The organism is Mesorhizobium sp. AR07, from assembly GCF_024746815.1.
In the GTDB taxonomy this organism is placed as follows: Bacteria; Pseudomonadota; Alphaproteobacteria; order Rhizobiales; family Rhizobiaceae; genus Mesorhizobium.
Genome location: NZ_CP080525.1, coordinates 3,984,661 through 4,010,744 on the forward strand (window position 1 = coordinate 3,984,661; position 26,084 = coordinate 4,010,744).

Below are 26,084 nucleotides of genomic sequence, written 5' to 3' on the forward strand. Positions count from 1 at the left end.
CCGGCCCTATTCCCTATTCGCTACTCCCTATTCGCTATTCGCTTCTTATGTCGCTTCAGCCGCCAGGCGCTGTGCCTTCTCGACCGCTTCCTCGATGCCGCCAACCATGTAGAAGGCAGCTTCCGGAAGGTGGTCGTAGTCGCCGTTGCAGAGGCCCTTGAAGCCCTTGATGGTGTCGGCGAGGTCGACCAGCTTGCCCGGTGCGCCGGTGAACACTTCGGCGACGAAGAAGGGCTGCGACAGGAAGCGCTCGATCTTGCGGGCGCGGGCCACCGTCTGCTTGTCCTCTTCCGACAGTTCGTCCATGCCCAGGATGGCGATGATGTCCTGCAGCGACTTGTAGCGCTGAAGGATCGACTGCACCTGGCGCGCGACGCCGTAGTGCTCGTCGCCGACGACCAGCGGGTCGAGCATGCGCGAGGTCGAATCCAGCGGATCGACAGCCGGATAGATGCCCTTCTCGGCGATGGCGCGGTTGAGCGTCGTCGTCGCGTCGAGGTGGGCGAACGAGGTTGCCGGGGCCGGGTCGGTCAGATCGTCGGCCGGCACGTAGATGGCCTGCACCGAGGTAATCGAACCCTTGGTGGTGGTGGTGATGCGTTCCTGCAGCGCGCCCATGTCGGTGGCGAGCGTCGGCTGATAGCCGACGGCCGACGGGATGCGGCCGAGCAGAGCCGACACTTCCGAACCTGCCTGCGTGAAGCGGAAGATGTTGTCGACGAAGAACAGCACGTCCTGGCCCTGGTCGCGGAAATATTCCGCAACCGTCAGGCCGGTCAGGCCGACGCGGGCGCGCGCGCCCGGCGGCTCGTTCATCTGGCCATAGACCAGTGCCGCCTTGGAGCCTTCGCCGCCGCCCTTCTTGTTGACGCCGGATTCGATGAACTCGTGATAGAGGTCATTGCCTTCGCGGGTGCGCTCGCCGACGCCGGCGAACACCGAATAGCCGCCATGCGCCTTGGCGATGTTGTTGATCAGTTCCTGGATCAGCACGGTCTTGCCGACGCCGGCGCCACCGAACAGGCCGATCTTGCCGCCCTTGGCGTAGGGCGCCAGCAGGTCGAGCACCTTGATGCCGGTGATCAGGATCTGTGCTTCCGTCGACTGCTCGACATAAGTCGGAGCCGGCTGATGGATGGAGCGCATCTCGGTCGCGTCGACCGGGCCTTCTTCGTCGACCGGCTCGCCGATGACGTTGATGATGCGGCCGAGCATGCCCGGGCCGACCGGCACGGTGATCGGCGCGCCGGTGTCGCGCACTTCCTGGCCGCGAACCAGACCTTCGGTCGAGTCCATGGCGATGCAGCGCACGGTGTTTTCGCCCAGATGCTGGGCAACTTCGAGCACCAGGCGGTTGCCGACATTGGTCGTCTCGAGCGCGTTCAGGATCGCCGGCAGGTGTTCGCCGAACTGCACGTCGACAACAGCGCCGATGACCTGGCGGACCTTGCCGACAACGCCCGTTGCCTTGGTGGCCACTGCCGATGTCTTGGCCGCGGCGGCCTTTGCCGGTGCTGCCGCAATCTTGGCCGGAGCTGCCTTCGCGGCTGCTGCGGGAGCCTTTGCCGCCTTCGCGGGGGCTGCGGTCTTCGCGGCTGCCGTCTTGGGGGTTACCTTCTGGGGGGTCGCTGCTTTCGCCATCGTCTTTACCCTTTTTCGTCCTTTGTTTCTCACGCGGTCCGCTCGCGGGTCGATGACCCGCAAACCGCGCCTAGAGCGCCTCGGCGCCCGAAATGATTTCGATCAGTTCCTTGGTGATCTGCGCCTGCCGCTGGCGGTTGTAGGTGATCGACAGCTTGTTGATCATCTCGCCGGCGTTGCGCGTCGCATTGTCCATGGCGCTCATCTTGGCGCCCATTTCGCCGGCCGCGTTTTCGAGCAGCGCCCGGAAAACCTGCACGGAGATGTTGCGCGGAATGAGATCGGAGAGGATTTCGCCCGGCTCCGGTTCGTACTCGTAGACGGCATTGCCACCGGCCGTCGCCTCGGCCGGCGCAGAAGCCACACCGGCCGGAATGATCTGCTGCGCGGTCGGGATCTGGCTGATCACCGACTTGAACTGCGAATAGAACAGCGTGCAGATGTCGAAGCCGCCCTCATTGAAGAGGTGGATGACCTTCTTGGCGATCGCGTCGGCATTGACGAAACGGAGGGTCTTGACCTCACGCAGGTCGACACGGTCGAGGATCATCGATGCATAGTCGCGGCGCAGGATATCGAAACCCTTCTTGCCGACGCAGATGATCTTGACCTGCTTGCCGTCGGCCAGCAGCCGGCGGATGTGGTCGCGGGCGAGACGGGCGATCTGCGAATTGAAGCCACCGCACAGGCCGCGCTCGGCGGTGCAGACGACGAGCAGATGCACGTTGTCCTTGCCGGTGCCGGTCATCAGCGCCGGGGCATCGCCGCCGCCGCCGATCGCCTGGGTGATGTTGGCCAGCACCGAACCCATGCGCTCCGAATAGGGGCGCGCGGCTTCCGCCGCCTCTTGCGCGCGGCGCAGCTTCGCCGCGGCGACCATCTGCATCGCCTTGGTGATCTTCTGCGTCGCCTTGACCGAGGCGATACGGTTACGAAGGTCTTTTAATGAAGGCATGCTTCAAACCTGATCCCGTCTTGGCACTTCGCTCAGGCGAAGGTCTTGGCGAAAGCGTCGATCTCGGCCTTCAGTTTGGCGCGCAGATCGTCCGACAGCGCCTTTTCCTTGCGGATGGCGTCGAGAACGTCCTTGCCGGCCGCACGCATGTGGCTGAGCAGGCCATGCTCGAACTTGCCGACCTGGTTGACCGGCAGCTTGTCGAGATAGCCGTTGACGCCGGCGAAGATCACCGCGACCTGCTCTTCCGTCTTCAGCGGCGAGAACTGCGGCTGCTTCAGGAGTTCGGTCAGACGCGCCCCGCGGTTGAGCAGGCGCTGCGTGGCGGCGTCGAGATCCGAGCCGAACTGCGCGAAGGCCGCCATTTCGCGGTACTGCGCGAGCTCGCCCTTGATCGAGCCGGCAACCTGCTTCATCGCCTTGATCTGCGCGGCCGAACCGACGCGGCTGACCGACAGGCCGACGTTCACCGCAGGACGAATACCCTGGAAGAACAGGTTGGTTTCGAGGAAGATCTGGCCGTCGGTGATCGAGATCACGTTGGTCGGAATATAGGCCGACACGTCGTTGGCCTGCGTTTCGATGATCGGCAGCGCGGTCAGCGATCCACCGCCCAGATCGTCGTTGAGCTTGGCGGCGCGCTCGAGCAGGCGCGAGTGCAGGTAGAAGACGTCGCCCGGATAGGCTTCGCGGCCCGGCGGACGGCGCAAGAGCAGCGACATCTGGCGATAGGCGACGGCCTGCTTCGACAGATCGTCATAGCTGATCAGCGCGTGCATGCCGTTGTCGCGGAAATATTCGCCCATGGTGGCGCCGGCGAACGGCGCCAGGAACTGCATCGGCGCCGGATCGGATGCGGTGGCGGCGACGATGATCGAATATTCGAGCGCGCCGCGCTCTTCCAGCACCTTGACGAACTGAGCCACGGTCGAGCGCTTCTGGCCGACGGCGACGTAGACGCAGTAGAGCTTTTCCTTCTCGGGGCCGTTGTCGTGCACCGACTTCTGGTTGAGCATCGTGTCGAGGATGATGGCGGTCTTGCCGGTCTGGCGGTCGCCGATGACCAGCTCGCGCTGGCCGCGGCCAACCGGGATCAGCGCATCGATGGCCTTGAGTCCGGTCGACATCGGCTCGTTCACCGACTTGCGCGGGATGATGCCGGGCGCCTTGACGTCGACGCGCTTGCGCTCGACTGCCTTGATGGGACCCTTGCCGTCGATCGGATTGCCGAGCGCGTCGACGACGCGGCCGAGCAGGCCCGGACCAACCGGAACGTCGACGATGGCGCCGGTACGCTTGACGATGTCGCCTTCCTTGATGTCGCGGTCGGCGCCGAAGATGACGACGCCGACATTGTCGGCTTCGAGGTTGAGCGCCATGCCGCGGATGCCGCCCGGGAATTCGACCATCTCGCCGGCCTGGACATTGTCGAGGCCGTAGACGCGGGCGATACCGTCACCGACGGACAGCACCTGCCCGACTTCGGAGACCTCGGCCTCCTTGCCGAAATTCTTGATCTGGTCTTTCAGAATTGCGGAAATTTCCGCGGCGCGGATGTCCATCAGCCGACCTCTTTCAGTGCAAGCTTGAGCGAATTGAGTTTGGTTTTGAGCGACGTATCGATCTGGCGCGAGCCCATCTTGACCACCAGCCCGCCAAGCAGCGACGGATCGACGGTGACGGAGACGGCCACGTCCTTGCCGGCAACGCTCTTCAGCGCCGCCTTGAGTTCTGTCTGCTGGGCAGCGGTCAGCTCGTGCGCCGACGTCACTTCAGCAGCGGTTTCACCACGGTGTTCGGCGGCGATCTGCCGGAACGCCCTGATCATGCCGGGAATGGCGAACAGCCGGCGATTCTGGGCGACGACGCGCAGGAAATTGCCGGTGAGGCCCGTGATCCCTGCCTTGTCGGCGATCGCCGCGATGGCCTTGGCCTGGTCCTCGCTGGAAAACACCGGGCTGTTGATCAGCCGGGTCAGATCGGCGCTGCCCGCGAGCATCGCTTCGAAACTGTTGAGGTCGGCCTCGACCTTGGCCACGGAATTTGCCTGCAGGGCGAGTTCGAACAGCGAACCCGCATAGCGTTCTGCGACACCTGAGATTGGCGATGACGATTGGGCCACGGACCGTCTTTTCTCTTGTCTGACAGGCCGCAGATTGTTGGCGCGAGCAAAAACTCTGGCTAAATCTTTGACCTTACTGCATTTTTTCGAGCACGGAGGCGCGGCTTCCGCTATCCCCGGCCGAAAGTCGATTGCCGTCTAGCACAGGCATTTTAAGACCGCAATGCGTCGTTACCGCATGGTTTTCAGGCACTATTGTCGCATCCGGCGAAAGAACTCTGTCTTCCGCCCTGGAAACCCTAAGGATTCAAGGCAGAAAGCCGAAGGCGAAGGCGAGCGGCAACGCCGCCAGCACCAATTCCACCACAATGGAAACCCAATTGAAAGGCGTATTGGCGCCGTCCGACATCATCGACAGCAGCCGGCCGAAGGCGGTGAACAGCCAGGAGAAGCCGAGCGCCATGTAGATCAGCGGCTGCGCCAGGAGGATGCAGCACAGGCCGACGCCCAGATAGAAGCCCGACATTCTGCCGCGCCCTTCGGCGATCGCCGCCGCTTTCTCAGGCCTTGCCTGCAAGCGCAGGATACGGAAGGCAAGGCCTGGCGCCAGAAAAAACAGCAGGCCGAGCAGCGTGGTGAAGACGGCGCTCGACCACGCCAGCCATTCGCCCTGGCTCGCCGGCCATGGAAGCGCAAAATCCATCTTGTCCCCTCGAAATGTCTGTTTTGAAATTGCCGGCATTCTAGCCCAGGTGGAGACATGCGCCAGATAGGGTGGGCGATTTTCGAATGGAAGCCTGTCAGCCCAATGCGAATTCGACCGCCGCTTCGACATGGATGCGCGTCGTGTCGAAGACAGGAATGTCGAAGTCCGGCTGGCCGATGAGCATGGTGATCTCGGTGCAGCCCATGATGACGCTGTCGGCGGCCTCGTCGCGACGCAGGCGTTCGGTTTCGGCGATATAGGCGGCCTTGGAGGCTTCGGTGACGACGCCCTGGCACAGTTCCTCGTAGATGACGCGATGGACCATGTCGCGGCCGGCGGCGTCGGGCACAACGGGGTGCAGACCATGTTTGTCGACGAGCCGCCCTTTGTAGAAATCCTGCTCCATGGTGAAGCGCGTCGCCAGCAGCGCCGGGCGCTGCATGCCGGCGCGCTTGACGGCAATCGCGGTGGCATCGGCAATGTGGATCAGCGGGATCGACACCGACGCCTGCACCTGGTCGGCCAGTTTGTGCATGGTGTTGGTGCACAGAAGCAAGCCTTCCGCGCCGCCCGCCTCGAGCTTGCGCGCGGCGTCAGCCAGAAGCACGCCGGCACCGTCCCAGTCGCCATGATGTTGCCGCTCGGCGATCTCGGCGAAGTCGAACGACCACAGCAGCAGTTTCGCCGAATGCAGCCCACCAAGCCGCTCGCGCACGATCTCGTTGAGCAGGCGATAGTAGATGGCGGTCGATTCCCAGCTCATGCCGCCCAGAAGGCCAAGGGTTTTCATGTGATCTTCCGTATCTTGCTGGCTTGAGACAGCCTATCGTTGAAATCGCGACCTTACAAAAAGCTCTGCGGATCGATATCCACCTGCACCCTGACCGAGCCACGCTGTTTCGGCCCATTGGCCAGCATGGTGCGAATGAACCCTTGCATGTCGGCGCGCCTTTCGCCCTGGATCAGCAGGCGAAAACGGTGGCGGCCGCCGAGCAATGACAGCGGCGCCTCGGCCGGGCCCAGCACGAACAGGTCGGTGGCTTCGGGCGCGGCGCGGCGCAGGCCGCGCGCATGGCCCTCGGCCTCCGCCCGCGTCACCGCGCTGACAATGACGCCGGCGAGCCGACCGAAAGGCGGCAGTGCCGCCCGTTCGCGCTCAGTGATCTCGCGCTCGTAAAAAGCCTCGGCATCGCCGGAGACGATCGCCCGCATTACCGGATGGTCGGGCTGAAAAGTCTGCAGCAGGCCGAGGCTCTTCTTGCCGGTGCGGCCGGCGCGGCCGGTCACCTGGCTGAGCAACTGGAAGGTGCGCTCGGCGGCGCGCGGATCGCCATTGGCGAGACCGAGATCGGCGTCGACGACACCAACCAAAGTCATGTTGGGGAAGTTGTGGCCCTTGGCGACAAGCTGCGTGCCGATGACGATATCGGCCTCGCCCTTGGCGATCGCCTCCAGCTCCAGCCGCAGCCGCCGCACGCCGCCCATCAGGTCCGAGGACAAGACGATGGTGCGCGCGTCGGGGAAATGCGCGACGACCTCCTCGGCGATGCGCTCGACGCCTGGCCCGCAGGCGACGAGATGGTCGAGCGTGCCGCATTCCGGACAGGCTTCCGGCCGGCGCTCATTGTGCCCGCAATGATGGCAGACCAGCTGACCACGGAACCGATGCTCGACCAGCCAGGCCGAGCAGACCGGACAGCCGAAACGGTGGCCGCAGACCCGGCACAGCGTCAGCGGCGCATAGCCGCGCCGGTTGAGGAACAGCAGCGATTGCTCCTGCCTCTCCAGCGTCTGGCGCATGTGGTCGAGCAGCACCGGCGACAGGAAGCCGCCGCGTGCCGGCGGCGCGCGCCGCATGTCGACCGTCTTGAGATGGGGAAGAGCCGCCTCGGCAAAACGGGCGGAGAGAACCGCCCTGTCGTAGCGACCCTGCTGGGCATTGACCCGGCTTTCAACCGATGGCGTCGCCGACGCCAGCACTATGGGAAAGCTGCCGATATGGCCGCGCACCACCGCCATGTCGCGCGCATTGTAGAAGACGCGGTCTTCCTGCTTGTAGGCCGGGTCGTGCTCCTCGTCGACGACGATCAGGCCAAGCTCCTTGAACGGCAGGAACAGCGCCGAGCGCGCGCCGGCGACGACGCGCACGCCGCCCTCCGCCACTTGCCGCCAGACCCGTTCCCGCATTTTTGGCGGCAGGTCCGAATGCCATTCGCCCGGCTTGGCGCCGAAGCGCTGCTGGAAGCGCTCGAGAAAGGCATGGGTCAGCGCGATTTCCGGCAGCAGGATCAGCACCTGCTTGCCCTGGTCGAGCGCGGCCGCCACCGCTTCGAAATAGACTTCCGTCTTGCCCGAACCGGTGACGCCGTCGAGCAGCGCGACATTGAACACGCCGGCCGCGACATTGGCGCGCAGCATCAGCGCCGCGTCGTTCTGGTCCGGCATCAGGTCCGGTATGGCGTAGCTGGTGTCGGGCGCGGCCACCACCGGCCGTGGCGGGATCATCACCGTTTCGAACACGCCTTGCGCCCTCAACCCGTCGATCACCGTCGATGAAACGCCGGCCGCATGTGCCAGGCCGGACCGCGTCCAGGCAAGTCCGCCTTCGGCCGTCTCCAGCACACGCTCTCGCGCACCCGTCATCCGGTCGGGAGCGACCAGCGTGCGTTGCAGCCCCTCGATCCACGGTTCGGGATCGAATGCTTCCGGCGCCCTGAGCAGCATGCGCGCCACCATGCCGGGCGGCGACAGCGTGTATTGCGCCACCCAGTCGACGAAGCGGCGCATCGCGCGGTCGATCGGCGGGCAATCGAAGACCTGCTCGATGGGGCGCAGCTTTTTCGCGTCGACCTTCTCGACCGCGCCATCCCAGACGATGCCGGCGACCTGGCGCGGGCCGAGCGGCACGCGCACGATCGAGCCCGGCACCACGCGCATGCCGGCGGGCACGGCATAGGTGTAGGGGCGTTCGGCAGGCATCGGCACCAGCACCGGTGCGGCCGCGACAAAGGGCGAATCTTCAATCATGAAGCGTGACCTTGCCCCGACTTTGGTCTAGATCAAAGAGCAACGCTGAACGTGCGCTAGCCAGCACGGCGAAATCGTCAGGAGACCCGCCATGAAATTTTTTGTCGACACCGCCGACGTCAAGGATATCCGCGAGCTCAACGATCTGGGGCTGCTCGACGGCGTCACCACCAACCCGTCGCTGATCCTGAAATCGGGCGGCAAGATCGCCGAGGTCACCAAGCAGATCTGCGATATCGTCAAGGGCCCGGTCTCGGCCGAAGTCACCGCAACCGAATATTCGGAGATGATGCAGCAGGCCAAGGTCCTGGCCAAGATCGCCGACAATGTCTGCATCAAGGTGCCGCTGACGCTGGACGGCCTCAAGGCTTGCAAGACGATCCGCACCGAGATGAACCGCCTGGTCAACGTCACGCTGTGCTTCTCGGCCAACCAGGCGCTGCTTGCCGCCAAGGCCGGCGCATCCTTCATCTCGCCCTTCGTCGGCCGCATCGACGACATCGGCGGCGACGGCATGGAGCTGATCCAGGAGATCCGGCAGATCTACGACAATTACGATTTCCAGACCGAGATCCTCGTCGCTTCGGTCCGCACCGTGAACCACGTCAAGCAGGCAGCACTCATCGGCGCCGATGTTGTTACCGCGCCGCCGGCGACGCTGAAGGCACTCGTCAAGCATCCGCTGACCGACAAAGGCCTGGAACAGTTCCTCGCCGACTGGGCAAAGACCGGCCAATCTATCGGCTGAGATGGCGATCAGCTGAGGCCAATACCGTTTCAATGAAAAAGGCCGGGCAACCGGCCTTTTTTGTTGATGGTGCGGATTCCGAGGAGTCTAGCCAGCCGTCTTGCCGTGCTTGACGAGATCCTGGGCTATCGACAGCTGCAGCGCTTCCGCCAGCTCGCGCGCGGCACGGTTCTCGGCGTCGATCTGCGCCCGGTATGAGGCGAATTCCTGACGCGGCCTGTCGAAGGACGAGGTGATCGCGCGCGTCCCGGACGCGATCTTCGCGCCGGTCTTCGCATCGCTCAAAATATAGTTGGCGGTCAGCGTCACGGAGCCGGCGGTCGGCTCGTCCTGGTCGGTTCCGACCTGCACGACTGCCGCGGAATCGACGGCTTCGCCGACGCCGATATAGAGCGAATAGACGGGCGAAGCCGGCTCGCCGGCACCCCGTCCAAACCCGAAGATCAAATTGTTGCGCACCTGCTGCCCGAAGCGCGTGTTGACCGGCTTGATGGCGATCGACGCCAGTTCGGCATTGGCGCTGACGGTCGAGCCGGTCGACAGCGGCGCGTTCGAGTAAAGCGGCCGCACCGTACAGGCCGAGGCCAACGCGAGCGAGCCGATCAAGCCGGCAAGCGCGATGCGGCGCGGCAAACGGCTCAGCTCTGTCTTTTTCGGATCAGGCGACGACATTGACGATCCTCTGCGGCACGATGATCACCTTGCGCGGAGCCTTACCTTCGAGCGCTTTCTGCACGAAGTCGAGAGCCAATACCGCTTTTTCGACCGCACCTTGGTCCGCGTCGCGGGCAATTGTCAAATCCCCCCGCTTCTTGCCGTTGACCTGCACCGGATAGGTGACTTCGTTGTCGACGACCAGCGCCGGATCGAAGACCGGCCACGGCCGCTCGGCAACGAGATCGGTCCCGCCGAGCGTCTCCCAGCACTCCTCGGCCAAGTGCGGCATGACCGGCGCGATCAGATGCACGAGTATCTCCACGGCCTGCCGGCAGGCGCCTTTCAGCGCCGCATCGGCCTTGCCTTCCGCCACCTCGTTGAGCGGCGTGGTCAGCGCATTGGCCAGTTCGTAGATGCGGGCAATGGCGCGGTTGAAGGCGAGCTTCTCGATATCCTCGCCGACCGCCTTCAGGATCTTGTGCGCCGCCTTGGAGACCGTTCCCGCCTCGCCGGCGCCAGCCGCCGCCGGGCTCACGCCTGCCAGCGTCTCGGCCCCCGTCGACACCAGGCGCCAGATGCGCTGTATGAAACGATGCGCGCCGGCGGCACCATCGTCTGTCCATTCGACGTCGCGCTCGGGCGGCGAGTCCGACAGCATGAACCAGCGCGCCGTGTCGGCGCCGTAGCCGTCGGTGATGTCTTCCGGGCTCACCGTATTCTTCTTCGACTTCGACATCTTTTCGAGCGGGCCGATCGTCACCGCCTCGCCGGTGGCGATGTCGATGGCGCGGCGCTTGCCGTCGACGTCCTCCAACCTGACCTCGGTGGGCGCCAGCCAGCGGCCATTCGAAGCCGAACCGACGCGATAGGTTTCGTGCACCACCATGCCTTGCGTGAACAGGCCCTTGAACGGCTCGGCCAGATCGACATGGCCGGTCTCGCGCATGGCACGGGTAAAGAAGCGCGAATAGAGCAGATGCAGGATCGCGTGCTCGATGCCGCCAATATACTGGTCGACCGGCAGCCATTCATTGGCCGCCTTGGGATCGGTCGGCTCATGCGCCCAGGGTGCCGTGAAGCGGGCGAAATACCAGGACGAATCGACGAAGGTATCCATCGTGTCGGTTTCGCGACGCGCATCCTTGCCGCATTGCGGGCATTTGACGTGCCGCCAGGTCGGATGGCGGTCGAGCGGATTGCCGGGCCGGTCGAAATCGACATCGTGGGGCAGCTTGACCGGCAGGTCGGCCTTCGGCACCGGCACCACGCCGCAATCCTCGCAATGGATCATCGGGATCGGGCAGCCCCAGTAGCGCTGGCGCGAAATGCCCCAGTCGCGCAGGCGGAAATTCACCTTGCGCTCGGCCATCGGCCGGTTGCCGATGGTCTTCTGCTCCAGCAGTTTTGCCACCTCGTCGAAGGCCCGATCCGGCTTCATGCCGTCCAGGAAGCGCGAATTGATCATCACGCCGTCGCCGACATAGGCTTCGTCGATGATCTGGAAGCGCGCCGGATCCTCGCCTTCCGGCATCACCACCGGGATCACCGGCAGGCCGTATTTGTTGGCGAAGTCGAGGTCGCGCTGGTCGCCGGACGGACAGCCGAAGATGGCGCCGGTACCGTATTCCATAAGCACGAAATTGGCGACGTAGACAGGCAGCGTCCAGCTGTCGTCAAACGGATGAACGACGCGGATGCCGGTGTCGAAACCCTTCTTCTCGGCCGTCTCCAGCGCCGCCACCGAAGTGCCCATATGGCGGACCTCGTCGATGAACTTGGCCAGCGCCGGATTGCTCTCGGCAGCCTTCCTGGCCAGCGGATGATCGGCGGCGACAGCCATGAAGGACGCGCCGAAGATGGTGTCGGGCCGCGTCGTGTAGACTTCCAGTTCGTGCTCGCCACCAGAAGCGGTGGCCAGTGGCCAGCGGATCAGCAGGCCTTCGGAGCGGCCGATCCAGTTCTGCTGCATCAGCTTCACTTTTTCCGGCCATTCATCGAGGCCGTCGAGCGAATCCAGCAGGTCCTGCGCGAAGTCGGTGATCTTGAAGAACCACTGCGTCAGTTCGCGCTGTTCGACCAGCGCGCCCGAGCGCCAGCCACGCCCGTCGATGACCTGCTCGTTGGCGAGCACGGTCATGTCCTCCGGGTCCCAGTTCACCTTGGAGGATTTGCGCGTCACCAGCCCCTTCTCGACGAAATCGAGGAACAGCATCTGCTGGCGGTGGTAATAGTCGACGTCGCAGGTGGCGAATTCGCGCGCCCAGTCCAGCGACAGGCCCATGACCTTGAGCTGCTCGCGCATGGTGGCGATGTTCTGGTAGGTCCATTCCTTGGGATGGACCTTGTTTTGCATCGCCGCGTTCTCTGCCGGCATGCCGAAGGCGTCCCAGCCCATCGGGTGCAGCACGTTGAAGCCCTTGGCCCGCTTGTAGCGCGCCACCACGTCGCCCATCGTGTAGTTGCGGGTATGGCCGATATGGATGCGCCCCGACGGATAGGGGAACATTTCCAGCACGTAGTATTTCGCACGCGGATCGTCATTATGCGCTTCGAAAAGCTTCTTGGCGTCCCAGGCCTTCTGCCATTTGGGCTCTGACGCGCGCGGATTGTATCGTTCGGTTGCCATGAGACGTTTTTCACTTAAAAGCATGCGGACTGCCGGCGACAGCTCGGCAGTTCATTGGATATGGTCCGGGTGTTCACCATGGTTTGGCAAACCCGTCAACCATATGGGTCCCGCGTCTGACAAAAACGCGGATCAAAACAGCGGGATTTGCATATGCGCGACGCCGTTCAGCAGTTTTTCGCGGTCAAGGCGAAGATCGCCGCCGCCGAGCGCGACGCCGGCGCGGTGACGCTGGTCGCGGTTTCCAAGACCTTTGACGCCGCCGATATAGGCCCGGTCATCGAGGCCGGCCAGCGCGTCTTCGGCGAAAACCGCGTGCAGGAGGCGCAAGGCAAATGGCCGGCGCTGAAGGAGGATTTTGCCGACATCGAATTGCATCTGATCGGCCCGCTGCAGTCGAACAAGGCGAAAGAGGCGGTGGCGCTGTTCGACGTCATCGAGACGGTCGATCGCGACAAGATCGCGGCCGAACTCGCCAGGGAGATCGCCAGGCAGGGCCGCGCGCTGAAACTCTATGTCCAGGTCAACACCGGCTCCGAGCCGCAAAAGGCCGGCATCGAGCCTCGCGACGCTGTCGCCTTCGTCGCCCGCTGCCGCGACGTCCATGGCCTCGCCATCGAAGGCCTGATGTGCATTCCGCCGGCGGATGAGAATCCCGGTCCGCATTTTGCCCTGCTGGAGAAACTTGGCCGCGAAGCCGGCGTCGCCAAACTGTCGATGGGCATGTCCGGCGACTACGAGACGGCCATCGCCTTCGGCGCCACCAGCGTCAGGGTCGGTTCGGCGATCTTCGGCAGCCGCTGACAGGCCACGGCCCTTGGGCCAGTTTGGTAGGCTCGTTGCTCCAAGACTAGAAACGAAACGTACCGTTCCTATTTGATTCGTGTCATCACAAGTCTCCTGGAGCCACCACCCATGCGTTACAACCAGCTTGGAAATACGGGGATGTTCGTCTCCGAACTTTGCCTCGGCACCATGACCTTCGGCGCCGCCGGCGAGAATGCCCAATGGGGCCTTATCGCCAGCCTCGACCAGAAGGGCGTCAACGAGATCGTCGCCCGCTCGCTCGCCGCCGGCGTCAACTTCTTCGATACGGCCGACGTCTACTCCTTCGGCGAGTCCGAGCGGCTGCTCGGCCAGTCGCTCAGGGATCTCGGCGTCGACAGACAGAAAGTGGTCATTGCCACGAAAGTGCACGGCGCCATGGGCGACGGCCCCAACCAGCGCGGCTCGTCACGCGGCCACATCATGGATTCGGTCGATGCCAGCCTCGAGCGGCTGCAACTCGATCACATCGATCTCTATCAGCTGCATGGCACCGACACGGTGACGCCGATCGACGAGACGCTGCGGGCGCTGGACGATCTCGTCGCCAGCGGCAAGGTGCGCTATGTCGGCGTTTCCAACTGGCAGGCCTGGCGCATCGCCAAGGCGCTCGGCATCGCCGACCGCAAGGGCTTCGCTCGCTTCGAGACCATCCAGTCCTACTATTCGATCGCCGGCCGCGATCTCGAGCGCGAAATCGTACCGCTCATCAACGAGGAAAAGTTTGGCCTGATGGTGTGGTCGCCAATGGCCGGCGGTCTGCTGTCCGGCAAATACGGCCCTGGCGCGCCCGGCAATGGCGAGGGCCGCCGCGCGAGCTTCAACTTCCCGCCGGTCAACGAGGAGCGCGCCTGGGCGGCCGTTGCCGTCATGCGCGAGATCGCCAAAAAACACGATGTGAGCGTTGCCACCGTGGCGCTCGGCTATGTTCTGGCCAAGCCTTTCGTGATGAGCGTCATCATCGGCGCCAGCCGCATGGAGCAGCTGGAGCAGAACCTTGCCGCCACCCAGCTGAAGCTCGACACCGACGATCTCGTCCGCCTCGACGAGGTCAGCGCCCTGCCGGCCGAATATCCCGGCTGGATGCTGGAGCGCCAGGGTGCCGGACGGCGTCCGGCGCCGTTCACACCGAAATCATAACCGCTGCCAGCGTTAACGTCTCGGGAGCCATCGGCTCCCGAGCGCCTTCTCGCCTCAGGTCAGCCGGACAGTTTCAGCCAGAAAATCGAGAAAGGCGCGCACCCGCGCCGGCAGATGCCGGCCCTGTCCGACATAGACGGCATGGGTGGCCTCCTCGTCGCCGGGATTGAAGTCGTCGAGCAGCGACACCAGCCGACCCGCCGAAATATCGGCGGCGACGTGCCAGCGTGCCAGCCGGGCGATGCCGGCGCCCGCCAGCGCCATCAGCCGCATCGCCTCGCCATCGCTGACCAGCGTGTTGCCGGTGATCGGAACCATGATGGCGCGGCCTTCCGTGTCGAGGAACGGCCAGCCGTCGACATGCCGCACAAAACCGAAACCCATGCGGTTGTGCCTGTCGAGATCGGCCGGTGTCAGCGGCGTGCCATGTGTGGTGAGGTAGGAGGGCGCGGCAACGACCACGACCGGGCTTTGCCCGAGCTTGCGCGCCACCAGCCGCGATTCGCCGAGCGGCCCGGCGCGGATGGCGACATCGGCGCGTTCCGCCATCAGGTCGATGACGCTGTCGGTCAGCACCAGATCGACCGAGATTTCGGGGTAGCGTTCGAGGAAGCGCGGCATCAGCGGGATCAGCCGGTGCACGCCGAACGGAACATAGCTGTTGACCCGCACCCGTCCGCGCGGCGCCGCACCCGCCGCTGCCTCCCGTTCGGCAGCCGCCATGTCGGCCAGGATGCGCAGGCCGCTGTCGTAGAACGCGGTGCCTTCCGGCGTCAGTTGCAGCTTGCGCGTCGAGCGGCTGACCAGCCGCGCGCCGAGCCGCGCCTCCAGCCGCGCGATCAGCTTGCTGACCGCCGACGGCGTCATGCGCAACGCGCGTGCCGCAGAAGAGAAACTACCTTCCTCGACGACGCGCACGAAGACTTCGATCTCGCCGGAACGATTGATATCGGGCCTGGCCATCTGTGAGTCTATTTCACAGAAAATGTGCCCAAGGCAAGTCTGGTTCACAATGCATGGCGACACGATCTTTCGGGTCGGGGCGCGGGACGGCGCTCGTCGCCATCGAAATGGAAATCGCCATGCCTCTTGCTCTTTACGCCCTCGCCGCCGGTGCCTTCGGCATTGGCGTCACCGAATTCGTCATCATGGGTCTGCTGCTCGATGTCAGCAAGGATCTCGGCGTCTCGATCTCGGCCGCCGGCCAGCTCATTTCTGGCTATGCGCTCGGCGTTGTCATCGGCGCGCCCTTGCTGACCATCGCCACCGGCAACTGGCCGCGCAAGACCGTGCTTCTGGCGCTGATGGCGATCTTCACGCTGGGCAATCTCGCCTGTGCGCTGGCGCCCGACTACTGGACGCTGATGGGCGCCCGCATCATCACTGCCTTTGCCCATGGCACCTTCTTCGGCGTCGGCTCTGTCGTCGCCACCGGGCTGGTCGCGCCCAACAAGAAGGCCTCGGCGATCGCGCTGATGTTCACCGGCCTGACCATCGCCAACATCCTCGGCGTACCCTTCGGCACCTGGCTTGGCCAGGCCTTCGGCTGGCGCGCGACCTTCTGGGCGGTAACCGCGGTCGGCCTGGCGGCCTTCGCCGTCATCCTGGCTCTGGTGCCACGCAGCCAGACGGCGCCCGAAAAGAGCGACCTGCGTGCCGATCTCGCCGTGCTGCGCCGCACGCCCGTGCTGCTCGGCCTTGCCACCACCGTGCTCGGCTATGCCGGCGTCTTCGCCGTCTTCACCTACATCGCCCCGCTGCTGACCGAGATCAGCGGCTTCAAGGAGACAGCCGTGTCGCCGATCCTGCTCATTTTTGGCGGCGGTCTCATCGCCGGCAATCTCGCCGGCGGCAAGGTCGCCGATCGCTGGCTGGTGCCGGCCGTGCTGGGCAGCCTCGTGGTGCTGGCCCTGGTGCTCGCCACCATGACCTTCGCCGTCCACAGCCAGGTGATGGCCGTCATCTATGTCGGCCTTCTGGGAGCCGCCGCCTTCGCCACCGTGGCGCCGCTGCAGATGTGGGTGCTGGAAAAGGCGCAAGGTGCCGGCCAGAGCCTGGCCTCGTCCTTCAACATCGCCGCCTTCAACCTCGGCAATGCCGCCGGCGCCTGGCTGGGTGGCGCGGTCATTGCCCATGGCCTGGGCCTCGGTGCGCTCACCTGGGTCGCTGCCCTGCTGCCGCTCGCCGCCCTCGCCGTGGCGTTGCTGGCCTTGCGTCTCGATCGCACCACCCCGCTCGGCGTGCCGGCCTCCGTCCGGTCGTGACATCAGCCGGCAAACCGGATCGGTTTTCGACTTCCTTCTTTCCACACCATCAGGAGCCAAGAAAATGGACTATCGACGTCTCGGTGCATCGGGCCCGAAAGTGCCCGCACTCTCATTCGGCGCGGGAACCTTTGGCGGCTCCGGCCCGCTGTTCGGCGCCTGGGGCAACAGCGACGCCAAAGAGGCACGGCGGCTGATCGACATCTGCCTCGAGGCCGGCGTCAACCTGTTCGACACCGCGGATGTCTATTCGAACGGCGCGTCGGAAGACGTGCTTGGCGAAGCGATAAAAGGCCGCCGCGATGCCGTGCTGATCTCGACCAAGACCTCGCTGCCGATGGGCGACGGCCCGGCCGATTACGGTTCGTCGCGTTCGCGGCTGATCAAATCCGTGGACGATGCGCTGAGGCGCCTCGGCACCGACTACATCGACCTTTTGCAGTTGCATGCTTTCGACGCCGGCACGCCGATCGAGGAGGTTCTGTCGACGCTGGACGAACTCGTGCGTGCCGGCAAGCTGCGCTATGTCGGCGTCTCCAACTTCTCCGGCTGGCAAGTGATGAAGTCGCTGGCACAAGCCGACAGGCACGGCTATCCGCGCTATGTCGCGCATCAGGTCTACTATTCGCTGGTCGGCCGCGACTATGAGTGGGAGCTGATGCCGCTCGGCCTCGACCAGGGCGTCGGCGCACTGGTGTGGAGCCCGCTCGGCTGGGGCCGCCTGACCGGCAAGATCCGCCGCGGTCAACCTTTGCCGGATAAGAGCCGGTTGCACGACACCGCAAGCTTCGGCCCGCCGGTCGAAGACGAGCATCTTTACCGCGTCATGGATGCCCTTGACGCCGTGGCCGGGGAAACCGGCAAGACCGTGCCGCAGATCGCCATCAATTGGCTGCTGCAGCGCCCGACCGTCTCATCGGTCATCATCGGCGCCCGCAACGAAGAACAGCTGCGCCAGAACCTCGGCGCCATCGGCTGGACCTTGACGCCGGAGCAGATCAAGACGCTCGACGCGGCAAGCGAAGTCACCGCGCCCTACCCCTATTTCCCCTATCGTCGCCAGGAAGGTTTCGCCCGCCTCAACCCGCCGGCGGTCTGACGACTGAAGGCCTTCCGGTTTCGTAACCGGAAGGGCGCTACCCCCAGATCGGCCAAAGCGCCGCCTGGCCGCTGCCGATCAGGGCAATGACGATCAGGCAGACGATCCACAGCGCCGGATATTCCCAGCCACCGCCCGCATTGGTGAACCAGAAACCGTTCTTGCCGTGAACGAGCACGATGGTGCCCAGCATCAGGGGAATGAGCAGGATGGCCGCCAGCCGCGTGGCGACGCCGAAGATCAGGCCAAGACCGCCAGCCGTTTCGGCGGCGATGGCGATCAAGCCGAAATAGCCGGGAACGCCGAGCGATTGGAAATAATCGGTTGTGCCCTTGGGTGTGAAGACGGCGTATTTCAGATAGGCATGGGCAAGAAACAGGCCGCCGACGCTGACACGAAGCAGCAGTGCGGCATAGTCGAAAGCGGTCATGTCCGTTCTCCCGATCGGGTACGCCGCATGAGGCACTCTGCCTAGCGGCGCCACCTACCATCATAGCCGGCAGTCACTTTGCTGTCGCCGGACGAGAATGGAAACAGACCGTCTGCGGCAGCGTCAGTGCAGCACGAACTCGCCATCGACCTTGCGCCACTCGTTCGGCGCGATCAGCTTCTGGTGCGTGTAGCTGACGGAGTGCAGCGGGCCGTCGAGCCTGGCCTTCCAGAATTCGATGAACCGGATCAGCACCGGAAATTTCGGCGCCAGATCGTAGTCCTGCCAGATGAAGCTCTGCAGCAGATGCGGATGGTCGGGGAAATGATAAAGGATCTTGGCCGTGGTCAAGCCGTAGCCTTTGAGCATCAGGTCCATTTCGGAATGGTCGTGCATTGCAGCCCCCCTTAGGCGGTCCCTAGTTAAGTCTCCTCTCCTCCTAACGTCAGAGTGTGCGCTTCGTTGCTTAACCGTCTATTGATTTCTTCGTGATCGCCATCGTATTTCGCGATCAAAAACATGGTGTTAGCAGCGATGAGGCCTGAGTGCTGACAGCGGCGACGGGGCCGCCTGCGGCATCCCGCCACGCGAATCCAACGTCTAATATTGCCGTCACCGCGGAACTGGTAATAATGCCGCCGAATTCGCGGCTGCTTCGCCGCGATCCCCGCCGGCGTTTCAAGCCGGCGGATTGGTTCTGGAGGAAAGTGAAGAATGTCCGAGGTTCATGTCTATCGCGTCCAGCCGGCGTGGAAGAAAAACGCGCTGATCGACAATGACACCTACCTGAAATGGTATGCCGACAGCGTCAAGAACCCGGACAAGTTCTGGGGCAAGCACGGCAAGCGCATCGACTGGTTCAAGCCCTTCAGCAAGGTCAAGAACACCTCCTTCGACGGCAAGGTCTCGATCAAATGGTTCGAGGACGGGCTGACCAACGTCTCGTACAATTGCATCGACCGGCACCTGAAGAAGCGCGGCGACCAAACCGCCATCATCTGGGAAGGCGACAACCCCTATGACGACAGGAAGATCACCTACAACGAGCTTTACGAGCATGTCTGCCGGCTCGCCAATGTGATGAAGAAGCACGGCGTCAAGAAGGGCGACCGCGTCACCATCTACATGCCGATGATCCCGGAAGCCGCCTATGCGATGCTCGCCTGCACTCGGCTAGGCGCCATCCACTCGATCGTCTTTGGCGGCTTCTCGCCGGACGCACTGGCCGGTCGCATCGACGACTGCAAGTCGACCTTCGTCATCACCGCCGATGAGGGCCTGCGCGGCGGCAAGCCGATCCCGCTGAAGGACAACACCGACAAGGCGATCGAGATCGCCGCCAAGGCCGGAACGAAAGTCGACAAGGTGGTGGTCGTGCGCCGCACCGGCGGCAAGACCGGCTGGGTGGCCGGACGCGACGTCTGGTACCATGACGAGGTCGCGACGGTAAAGGCCGAATGCAAGCCGGAGAAGATGAAGGCCGAGGACCCGCTGTTCATCCTCTACACTTCGGGCTCGACCGGCAAGCCGAAGGGCGTGCTGCACACCACCGCCGGCTATCTCGTCTATGCCTCGATGACGCACCAATATGTCTTCGACTACCATGACGGCGACATCTACTGGTGCACCGCCGATGTCGGCTGGGTCACCGGCCACAGCTACATCGTCTACGGGCCTCTCGCCAACGGCGCCACCACGCTGATGTTCGAAGGCGTGCCCAACTATCCGTCGCAGTCGCGCTTCTGGGAAGTCATCGACAAGCACAAGGTCAACATCTTCTACACCGCGCCGACGGCGCTGCGTGCGCTGATGGGCGCCGGCGATGCGCATGTGAAGAAGACATCCCGCAAGTCGCTACGCGTGCTCGGTTCGGTCGGCGAGCCGATCAATCCGGAAGCCTGGGAGTGGTATTTCAACGTCGTCGGCAACGGCAAGGTGCCGATCGTCGACACCTGGTGGCAGACCGAGACCGGCGGCATCCTGATCACGCCGCTGCCGGGCGCCACCGACCTCAAGGCGGGTTCGGCGACGCGGCCGTTCTTCGGCATAAAGCCGCAGCTGGTCGACGGCGAAGGCAAGGTGCTGGAGGGTGCCGCCGACGGCAATCTGTGCATTACCGATTCGTGGCCCGGCCAGATGCGCACCGTCTATGGCGACCATGACCGCTTCGTGCAGACCTATTTCTCGACCTACAAGGGCAAGTACTTCACCGGCGACGGTTGCCGCCGCGACGCCGACGGCTATTACTGGATCACCGGCCGCGTCGACGACGTCATCAACGTCTCCGGCCATCGCATGGGCACGGCCGAGGTCGAATCGGCGCTGGTCAGCCACGACAAGGTTTCGGAAGCCGCCGTCGTCGGCTATCCGCACGACATCAAGGGCCAGGGCATCTATTGCTACGTCACGCTGATGGCCGGCGAGCAGCCGAGCGAGGAATTGCGCAAGGAACTCATCGCCCATGTGCGCAAGGAGATCGGCGCCATCGCTTCGCCCGACAAGATCCAGTTCGCGCCCGGCCTGCCGAAGACGCGCTCCGGCAAGATCATGCGCCGCATCCTGCGCAAGATCGCCGAGGACGATTTTGGCGCGCTCGGCGACACCTCGACGCTGGCCGATCCGGCCGTCGTCGAGGACCTGATCGCCAACCGGCAGAACAAGAAAAGCTGATGCAATCGACAGTCGCGGTGGGTTCGGTCACCGAGCTTTGGCGCTATCCGGCGAGTTCGCTCGCCGGCGAACGCCTGGACGCGATCTCGGTGGATCGGGAAAGCATCGACGGCGACCGCATGTTCGGTCTCGTCGATGTCTCCGACAACGAAATCGCGCGGCCCGACCGCGACGCGAAATGGCACAAGGTGCCGCGCATCAAGACCCGGTTGTCGCCAGCCCGCGACCTGGAGGTTGCCACTCCGGACGGCGACTGGCTGGCCGCACCTGGGGCCGAAAGCGACCGCGCCGTTTCCGCCTATCTCGGCTTCGCGGCCTCGATCCGGCCGTTTCGGAGGGAAACCGTGGCGCCCGGCTATTCGGGACCATTGACCGCCGAGCGTTATCGCAAGGCTCCGATCCACCTGCTGACCACGGCGTCGCTGGCACGGCTGAAGGCATTGCACCCCGAAGGAGCGCCTGACCCGCGCCGCTTCCGCCCCAACATCATTGTCGACATGGCGCCGATCGAAGGCTCGTTCCCGGAGACGGAATGGATCGGCCGCAAGCTGGCGATAGGCGATCTGCTCCTGACCATCTCCGAACCGTGCCGCCGCTGCGGCTTCACCATCATCGCCCAGGATGGTTTCGATCACGACCCGGCCATCCTGCGCAATCTGGTTCGTCACAACGCGCACAATCTGGGCGTCTACTGCACGGTCGACCAGCCCGCCCGCGTCGAAATCGGCGCAGCGATGCGATTCGTGTAGGATTACGAAGGCGCGGGGACATCGGTCTCGAAGCTTCGCGGTAACGACAGCCTCCGATCCTCATTCCCGATACAGATCCGCCCGCGTCGGCGGCAGGCCGCTCGGGCCGCGTGCCCGCTTGGTGACGACGGTCTGGAAAATCTGCGCCGAGGCGCGTTCGAAGGTGATCGAGCAGCCGGTGAGATAAAGCAGCCACAGCCGTGCCTTGGCTTCGCCGACCTCGGCGATCGCCTCGTCGAAGCGGGCGTGCAGACGCTCGGCCCACAGCCTGCAGGTGCGGGCATAGTGCTCGCGCAGATTCTCGACATCGTGGACGAGAAAGCCATGCGCCTCGAGATTGCCGAGCGTCATGCCGATCGTGTCGACCTCGCCGCCGGGGAAGATGTATTTGATCAGCGCCTTGTATTCCGCGCCCTTGCGCAGCGTCTTCTTCGCGCTGCCCTTGCCGCGCCGGGTGATGGCATGGTGCAGGTAGATGCCGTCGGGCTTGAGCAAGCGATGGATGGTCGAGAAATAGGTGGCGTGGTTGGCAAGACCGACGGCCTCGAACATGCCGATCGAAGAGATCTTGTCGTAGCTGCCGCTGAGTTCCGTGTAGGATTTTATGTCGATGGTGACCCGATCCTCGAGGCCCTCGGCGCGGATGCGCTCGCGCGCCAGCAGGGTCTGCTCTTCCGACAGCGACACACCGTGGCCGATGGCGCCATAATGCTTGGCGGCATGGATCAGCATCGCACCCCAGCCGCAGCCGATGTCGAGCAACCGGTCGCCAGGCTTCAGCCTCAGCTTGCGGCAGATATGGTCGAGCTTGTCTTGCTGCGCCTGGTCGATGCCGTTGGCGAAATCGGTGAAATAGGCGCAGGTATAGACCATGCGCTCATCCAGGAAGAGCCCGTAAAACGCGTTCGAAATGTCGTAATGATGCTCGATCGCCTGCTTGTTGGAACCGCTGACGAAGGGGTTGCGGCCGGCAAGATCGGCCCGCTGCGTCATCTGCTTTCGCGAAAACAGGACGGCGGGCAGATCGCGCAGGATCGCCAGCTTCGGCAACGCCTTGAATCTGAGCTTGCCCTTCGAAGGCAAGGCGTAGAGGTCGAACAGCGACCCGTCCTCCACGTCGATCGTCTTGGAAATCCACATCTCGAGCAGCGTCGAAAAATTTGGCCGGCGGGCCAATTGCCAGACGATATCCTGATCGTTGATGGCCAGCACCGGACCGCCGGCGGGACCGATCCGTTCGCCGGTCCACAGCCTGACCGCAAAACCCGGCTTCAGCGCCTCGATCACCGTTCGAACGATGCGCGCGGCCTTGTCGGTGGCGTCCATGCTTCCTCCCCAAAGCCAGAGCAACAATGTTGTCTGTTTGCTCCTGGACTGCAAGCCGCCCCTTCTGGCCGGCCGGTCCTGAAAGACACACCACCGGCTTTTTGGGAGTGATGCCTTGCCATTTGCCAAATCAGACCCCATCATCTCCGCGTGTTCAACAAATCGAAAGGAGGTGATCCGATGTCGAGTGATTTCGTTTTCCAGAACGTGGCCTCAGCGGATTGCACTTTCGGGAAGCAGTCTTCCCGTTAAGGCGCGAAATGCGCGGCGGGTGACCTCAAGGGGTCGCCGCCATTGGCCGCGCCACGGACGGAAACACGGAAGGCCGCCGGCTTCGCAAGAAGCGGCGGCCTTTTCCTTTTTTGGCCTATTGCATGTCGCCCAAAAGTGGCCCCGGTTTTGGGGCAACGACATGCATAAAAATAAGGACCTAAAGCGCGTCGCCGAAATTCGATCAAACGCGACGCGCTTCAGGACCTACTTGGTCAGCGCCAGGGTTTCGATGTTGCGGGCAATCGTCTGAAAGGCGTTGTTGAGTTCGGCACCGGTGGCGGCCTGATAGAAATGCTTGATCGAACCGCTGTCGGTGCTGGCACAGTCCTTCAGGGTCGCTTCGGCATTGGGCTCGTTCAGATTGAAGCCGATCGTGAAGATTTCGATGCCTTTGGCTCGCATGGCGGCACAAAGCGTCTTTGCTGCCGTGCGGGTCGGCTCCTTGCCGGCATTGTTGTAGACCTTGTCGACGCTGTTAGCGTCGAAATAGGACAGGTTGAATTCGCCATCGGTCATCAGGATCGCATATTTGGCGACTTTCTTCGGATCCATCCTAGCCGGCCGCTCCGAGGCCTTCATCACGCTACCCCAATTCTCCGAGAGCATGTACCAGGTCCATTGCACGCCGATATGGCCGGCCGTGCCGCCCGATGCGACAAAATCGTCGATGACGTTCTTGAGTGCGTCGGCGTTGGCCGTCAACGGCACGACCGCTGCGACCGGGCAAGTTGCGGTCCCCCCACCTTGAGGACTACGGACGAACAACGACAACAGATAGTCGCGATTGACCATGCTGGAGTCCGGACCGGCGTCCGAATATTGATCGGCACCCTTGCGTTCGGTGGCGCAATTGTCCGGGCGCGCCGACGCCGAAACAGGCTGCGCACTGGTGTTGCCGGGCGCCTGCTTGCGCTGGCTGGCCTCGGTTTCGACATAGACGCTGCTGGCGGCAAGCGATCCCGTATTGACCGAATTGGCGTAGGGCACGATGGAGACGCGCACCCTTGGCTCGGACGGATCCCGGTTGTTGCCCAGGAAACTATCGACCGCGTTGCTGGCGGCCGCCTTCAGATCCTCGATCTTCTGACCTGCCATCGACCCGGTCACATCGAGCATCATCGCCACTTCGATGGTCCTGTCCGAATAGAGCGCCGTCGTGGAAGCGGCGACGCGTTTCATGTTCTCCATGCCGAAAATCGGGAAATACAGGCCGACATCGACATGGACGTCCGCCTGGACCGTCTTGGCGGTCCTGTTGACAGTCAGCCTGTCCATGACGATCTGGTCGGCCTGCAGGATGCCCGCCTGGCTGTTGGCATCGAGAAACGCCTGCACCGATGCGTTCGCATCGGCTTCCTTGATGACCCCGATCGTCAGGTCGCGTGCCGTCGACGTCACCGCGGCGTCGACCACACCCTGCAGGCTCGACCTGGCGCTGTAGAGCTGTGATATGTTGACGGAAAAGCCAACAGCTAGCGCCAAGACCGAGGCGGCAAGACTGAACAGGACCGCGAAATTTCCACCGCGATGTCTGGCAAAGACGCCGACCGCGTGAACAAGACCCCCGTAATTCCGCATCCTACAGCCCCCACTCGCCTCGGCCTCGTCGCCGCAGGAAGGACAATGCAGGATTCCAGCCGGGTGACGGCGCTACGTGGCAGAAGATCGGCCCTTCACCAACAACTTATTGTTTTTGTTTGGTTTCGACGTTTGCAAAGGTGAACGGCTGGTAAACGGAAAAGCGCCGCCGCGGCTTCGTTTACGAGCCGCTTACCATCATCGGAACCGAGGAATCGCGAAATGCCCGATGACGTCCTGTTGCGGCACAGCGCTTCTGTGCCGAAGCGGGCCAGCTGTCCCAAAACCGCAGGATGCGAAGCGGTCGGATTACACGCCCCAGCGGCCGTAAGACTAGGCCAGCATCTGTGCGCTGACGGTCCGATCGACGCCGTGATAGGGCGGGTTGAACAGATTGCCCTCCTGTTCGTAAGTCCACACCTTGAACAGGCTGAGCCGGTGCGGGCCGAAGCTGTGCAGCAGCGGCACGTCGGTCGCGTCGCGGCCGCGCGCGATGACGACGCGGCCGGTCCTCGGCGTGTTGTGGCGGGCATCGAACGTGTACCATTTGCCGTCGAGGAACACTTCCAGCCAGGCCGAAAAATCCATCGGCGCCGGATCGACCGGCACGCCGATGTCGCCGAGATAGCCATTCACATAGCGCGCCGGAATGTTCATGCAGCGGCACAGCGTGATCGCCAGATGGGCGAAATCGCGGCAGACGCCGACCCGTTCCTCATGCGCCTGCGCCGCGGTGCGCGTCGAGCGGGCATAGCCATAGCCGAACGACAGGCGGTTGTGGACATAGTCGACGATCGCCTGCACCCGCGCCCAGCCCGAGGGGACATGACCGAAAAGCTGCCAGGCCAGACCGCTCAGATGATCCGTCTCGCAATAGCGGCTGCCGAGGAGATAACCGAGGACCTCGTCCGGCAGCTCCGCCACCGGCACTTCCCGGGCCAGCGTGTTGACCGCATCGGTCTCGCCGCTGTCCTCGACAACCGCGTCATAAAGGATGCGAAAGCCGCCCGCCGGCGCCGTGAAGCGGCGGCAGGCATTGCCATGCAGATCGTGGTAAAGCCGTGTCGGCACGGCGGGCGAGGTCAGCACCCGCGTCTGCCGCTTGATGTCGGCCTGGCGGTCCTTGTGGATCTCGAGCAGCGAGATCACCGGAGTGGCCTCGGTGCATTCGATGGCGATTTCGTAGCCGAGCCGGATCAGCATCGCAGTCCCCTTCGATTATCGCGGAAAACAGTTTTGCTCAAACGCGAAAGGCAGGGCCGTGGTTCCCTGGGACCATCGAAAAGATGGCCCCCGCGCCTTCCCACA

At 63.8% G+C, this 26,084-nt stretch carries 22 protein-coding genes; 7 read left to right on the forward strand and 15 right to left on the reverse strand.

Features of this window, described 5'->3' with window-relative positions; genetic code table 11:
* Positions 1-45: 45 nt before the first annotated feature.
* From atpD to BPNPMPFG_RS20365, 7 genes are all read right to left on the reverse strand, one after another.
* Positions 46-1,641, reverse strand: a complete 1,596-nt coding sequence (gene atpD / locus BPNPMPFG_RS20335; RefSeq protein WP_258590468.1) for a F0F1 ATP synthase subunit beta — start codon at positions 1,639-1,641, stop codon at positions 46-48.
* A gap of 70 nt (positions 1,642-1,711) precedes the next feature.
* Complete coding sequence (locus BPNPMPFG_RS20340) at positions 1,712-2,596, reverse strand: F0F1 ATP synthase subunit gamma (protein WP_258590469.1); 885 nt, start codon at positions 2,594-2,596, stop codon at positions 1,712-1,714.
* Positions 2,597-2,628: 32 nt separating this feature from the next.
* The gene (gene atpA / locus BPNPMPFG_RS20345) at positions 2,629-4,158 is read right to left on the reverse strand and encodes a F0F1 ATP synthase subunit alpha (RefSeq protein WP_258590470.1); all 1,530 of its coding nucleotides are present in this window, start codon (positions 4,156-4,158) and stop codon (positions 2,629-2,631) included.
* Entirely contained in the window at positions 4,158-4,718 is a 561-nt protein-coding gene (locus BPNPMPFG_RS20350; RefSeq protein ID WP_258590471.1) for a F0F1 ATP synthase subunit delta, read from the reverse strand. Before BPNPMPFG_RS20350 ends, atpA begins: the two co-directional genes overlap by 1 nt.
* A gap of 247 nt (positions 4,719-4,965) precedes the next feature.
* Positions 4,966-5,361 carry an AGROH133_08824 family phage infection protein gene (locus BPNPMPFG_RS20355; protein ID WP_258590472.1) on the reverse strand — a complete coding sequence of 132 codons (396 nt, stop codon included), beginning with the start codon at positions 5,359-5,361 and terminating at the stop codon, positions 4,966-4,968.
* Between the two features lie 97 nt (positions 5,362-5,458).
* Positions 5,459-6,154: an aspartate/glutamate racemase family protein gene (locus BPNPMPFG_RS20360; protein ID WP_258590473.1), complete on the reverse strand. Its 696-nt coding sequence runs from the start codon at positions 6,152-6,154 to the stop codon at positions 5,459-5,461.
* A gap of 53 nt (positions 6,155-6,207) precedes the next feature.
* The gene (locus tag BPNPMPFG_RS20365; protein ID WP_258590474.1) at positions 6,208-8,391 is read right to left on the reverse strand and encodes a primosomal protein N'; all 2,184 of its coding nucleotides are present in this window, start codon (positions 8,389-8,391) and stop codon (positions 6,208-6,210) included.
* Positions 8,392-8,482: 91 nt separating this feature from the next.
* Here BPNPMPFG_RS20365 and fsa point away from each other — a divergent pair, with 91 nt between their 5' ends.
* A complete protein-coding gene (gene fsa, locus BPNPMPFG_RS20370) occupies positions 8,483-9,139 on the forward strand; it encodes a fructose-6-phosphate aldolase (RefSeq protein WP_258590475.1) in 657 nt (218 codons plus the stop codon).
* An 87-nt stretch (positions 9,140-9,226) separates the two neighbouring features.
* Here the strand turns inward: fsa and lptE are convergent, their stop codons facing one another.
* Both lptE and leuS read right to left on the reverse strand, forming a co-directional pair.
* Positions 9,227-9,811: an LPS assembly lipoprotein LptE gene (gene lptE / locus BPNPMPFG_RS20375; RefSeq protein ID WP_258590476.1), complete on the reverse strand. Its 585-nt coding sequence runs from the start codon at positions 9,809-9,811 to the stop codon at positions 9,227-9,229.
* On the reverse strand, positions 9,798-12,422 hold the full coding sequence (gene leuS / locus BPNPMPFG_RS20380) for a leucine--tRNA ligase (RefSeq protein ID WP_258590477.1): 2,625 nt from the start codon (positions 12,420-12,422) through the stop codon (positions 9,798-9,800). Before leuS ends, lptE begins: the two co-directional genes overlap by 14 nt.
* A 153-nt stretch (positions 12,423-12,575) precedes the next feature.
* Here leuS and BPNPMPFG_RS20385 point away from each other — a divergent pair, with 153 nt between their 5' ends.
* Together BPNPMPFG_RS20385 and BPNPMPFG_RS20390 are read left to right on the forward strand one after the other, a co-directional pair.
* Complete coding sequence (locus BPNPMPFG_RS20385) at positions 12,576-13,226, forward strand: YggS family pyridoxal phosphate-dependent enzyme (protein WP_258590478.1); 651 nt, start codon at positions 12,576-12,578, stop codon at positions 13,224-13,226.
* A gap of 111 nt (positions 13,227-13,337) precedes the next feature.
* A complete protein-coding gene (locus BPNPMPFG_RS20390) occupies positions 13,338-14,387 on the forward strand; it encodes an aldo/keto reductase (protein ID WP_258590479.1) in 1,050 nt (349 codons plus the stop codon).
* A gap of 54 nt (positions 14,388-14,441) precedes the next feature.
* On the opposite strand, the gene BPNPMPFG_RS20395 is transcribed toward BPNPMPFG_RS20390, so the two are convergent.
* A complete protein-coding gene (locus BPNPMPFG_RS20395) occupies positions 14,442-15,350 on the reverse strand; it encodes a LysR family transcriptional regulator (RefSeq protein WP_258590480.1) in 909 nt (302 codons plus the stop codon).
* 119 nt (positions 15,351-15,469) lie between these two features.
* Between BPNPMPFG_RS20395 and BPNPMPFG_RS20400 the strand changes: the two genes are divergently transcribed.
* Positions 15,470-16,651, forward strand: coding sequence for an MFS transporter (locus BPNPMPFG_RS20400; protein ID WP_258590481.1), 1,182 nt, complete (start codon positions 15,470-15,472; stop codon positions 16,649-16,651).
* Positions 16,652-16,715: 64 nt separating this feature from the next.
* Positions 16,716-17,750: an aldo/keto reductase gene (locus tag BPNPMPFG_RS20405; RefSeq protein ID WP_258590482.1), complete on the forward strand. Its 1,035-nt coding sequence runs from the start codon at positions 16,716-16,718 to the stop codon at positions 17,748-17,750.
* A gap of 37 nt (positions 17,751-17,787) precedes the next feature.
* Here BPNPMPFG_RS20405 and BPNPMPFG_RS20410 read toward each other — a convergent pair whose 3' ends face one another.
* Together BPNPMPFG_RS20410 and BPNPMPFG_RS20415 are read right to left on the reverse strand one after the other, a co-directional pair.
* Entirely contained in the window at positions 17,788-18,180 is a 393-nt protein-coding gene (locus BPNPMPFG_RS20410) for a DoxX family protein (RefSeq protein WP_258590483.1), read from the reverse strand.
* A 123-nt stretch (positions 18,181-18,303) separates the two neighbouring features.
* Complete coding sequence (locus BPNPMPFG_RS20415; protein WP_258590484.1) at positions 18,304-18,576, reverse strand: usg protein; 273 nt, start codon at positions 18,574-18,576, stop codon at positions 18,304-18,306.
* A 318-nt stretch (positions 18,577-18,894) separates the two neighbouring features.
* On the opposite strand from BPNPMPFG_RS20415, the gene acs reads away from it, so the two are divergent.
* Positions 18,895-20,850: an acetate--CoA ligase gene (gene acs, locus BPNPMPFG_RS20420; RefSeq protein WP_258590485.1), complete on the forward strand. Its 1,956-nt coding sequence runs from the start codon at positions 18,895-18,897 to the stop codon at positions 20,848-20,850.
* Complete coding sequence (locus BPNPMPFG_RS20425; RefSeq protein ID WP_258590486.1) at positions 20,850-21,599, forward strand: MOSC domain-containing protein; 750 nt, start codon at positions 20,850-20,852, stop codon at positions 21,597-21,599. Before acs ends, BPNPMPFG_RS20425 begins: the two co-directional genes overlap by 1 nt.
* 60 nt (positions 21,600-21,659) lie before the next feature.
* On the opposite strand, the gene BPNPMPFG_RS20430 is transcribed toward BPNPMPFG_RS20425, so the two are convergent.
* The 3 genes from BPNPMPFG_RS20430 to BPNPMPFG_RS20440 form a co-directional block, all read right to left on the reverse strand.
* The gene (locus tag BPNPMPFG_RS20430; protein WP_258590487.1) at positions 21,660-22,925 is read right to left on the reverse strand and encodes an SAM-dependent methyltransferase; all 1,266 of its coding nucleotides are present in this window, start codon (positions 22,923-22,925) and stop codon (positions 21,660-21,662) included.
* Between the two features lie 477 nt (positions 22,926-23,402).
* Positions 23,403-24,776 (reverse strand): pilus assembly protein, encoded by a 1,374-nt coding sequence (locus BPNPMPFG_RS20435; protein ID WP_258590488.1) that lies wholly within the window; start codon positions 24,774-24,776, stop codon positions 23,403-23,405.
* Between the two features lie 333 nt (positions 24,777-25,109).
* Positions 25,110-25,979: a transglutaminase-like domain-containing protein gene (locus BPNPMPFG_RS20440; RefSeq protein ID WP_258590489.1), complete on the reverse strand. Its 870-nt coding sequence runs from the start codon at positions 25,977-25,979 to the stop codon at positions 25,110-25,112.
* Positions 25,980-26,084 lie beyond the last annotated feature (105 nt).

Bases quoted from the DNA above. Each gene is read 5' to 3' on its own strand.
- atpD (WP_258590468.1), bottom strand. From the start codon at position 1,641: ATGGCGAAAGCAGCGACCCCCCAGAAGGTAACCCCCAAGACGGCAGCC.
- BPNPMPFG_RS20340 (WP_258590469.1), bottom strand. From the start codon at position 2,596: ATGCCTTCATTAAAAGACCTTCGTAACCGTATCGCCTCGGTCAAGGCG.
- atpA (WP_258590470.1), bottom strand. From the start codon at position 4,158: ATGGACATCCGCGCCGCGGAAATTTCCGCAATTCTGAAAGACCAGATC.
- BPNPMPFG_RS20355 (WP_258590472.1), bottom strand. From the start codon at position 5,361: ATGGATTTTGCGCTTCCATGGCCGGCGAGCCAGGGCGAATGGCTGGCG.
- BPNPMPFG_RS20360 (WP_258590473.1), bottom strand. From the start codon at position 6,154: ATGAAAACCCTTGGCCTTCTGGGCGGCATGAGCTGGGAATCGACCGCC.
- BPNPMPFG_RS20365 (WP_258590474.1), bottom strand. From the start codon at position 8,391: ATGATTGAAGATTCGCCCTTTGTCGCGGCCGCACCGGTGCTGGTGCCG.
- fsa (WP_258590475.1), top strand. From the start codon at position 8,483: ATGAAATTTTTTGTCGACACCGCCGACGTCAAGGATATCCGCGAGCTC.
- lptE (WP_258590476.1), bottom strand. From the start codon at position 9,811: ATGTCGTCGCCTGATCCGAAAAAGACAGAGCTGAGCCGTTTGCCGCGC.
- leuS (WP_258590477.1), bottom strand. From the start codon at position 12,422: ATGGCAACCGAACGATACAATCCGCGCGCGTCAGAGCCCAAATGGCAG.
- BPNPMPFG_RS20385 (WP_258590478.1), top strand. From the start codon at position 12,576: ATGCGCGACGCCGTTCAGCAGTTTTTCGCGGTCAAGGCGAAGATCGCC.
- BPNPMPFG_RS20390 (WP_258590479.1), top strand. From the start codon at position 13,338: ATGCGTTACAACCAGCTTGGAAATACGGGGATGTTCGTCTCCGAACTT.
- BPNPMPFG_RS20395 (WP_258590480.1), bottom strand. From the start codon at position 15,350: ATGGCCAGGCCCGATATCAATCGTTCCGGCGAGATCGAAGTCTTCGTG.
- BPNPMPFG_RS20400 (WP_258590481.1), top strand. From the start codon at position 15,470: ATGCCTCTTGCTCTTTACGCCCTCGCCGCCGGTGCCTTCGGCATTGGC.
- BPNPMPFG_RS20405 (WP_258590482.1), top strand. From the start codon at position 16,716: ATGGACTATCGACGTCTCGGTGCATCGGGCCCGAAAGTGCCCGCACTC.
- BPNPMPFG_RS20410 (WP_258590483.1), bottom strand. From the start codon at position 18,180: ATGACCGCTTTCGACTATGCCGCACTGCTGCTTCGTGTCAGCGTCGGC.
- BPNPMPFG_RS20415 (WP_258590484.1), bottom strand. From the start codon at position 18,576: ATGCACGACCATTCCGAAATGGACCTGATGCTCAAAGGCTACGGCTTG.
- acs (WP_258590485.1), top strand. From the start codon at position 18,895: ATGTCCGAGGTTCATGTCTATCGCGTCCAGCCGGCGTGGAAGAAAAAC.
- BPNPMPFG_RS20425 (WP_258590486.1), top strand. From the start codon at position 20,850: ATGCAATCGACAGTCGCGGTGGGTTCGGTCACCGAGCTTTGGCGCTAT.
- BPNPMPFG_RS20430 (WP_258590487.1), bottom strand. From the start codon at position 22,925: ATGGACGCCACCGACAAGGCCGCGCGCATCGTTCGAACGGTGATCGAG.
- BPNPMPFG_RS20435 (WP_258590488.1), bottom strand. From the start codon at position 24,776: ATGCGGAATTACGGGGGTCTTGTTCACGCGGTCGGCGTCTTTGCCAGA.
- BPNPMPFG_RS20440 (WP_258590489.1), bottom strand. From the start codon at position 25,979: ATGCTGATCCGGCTCGGCTACGAAATCGCCATCGAATGCACCGAGGCC.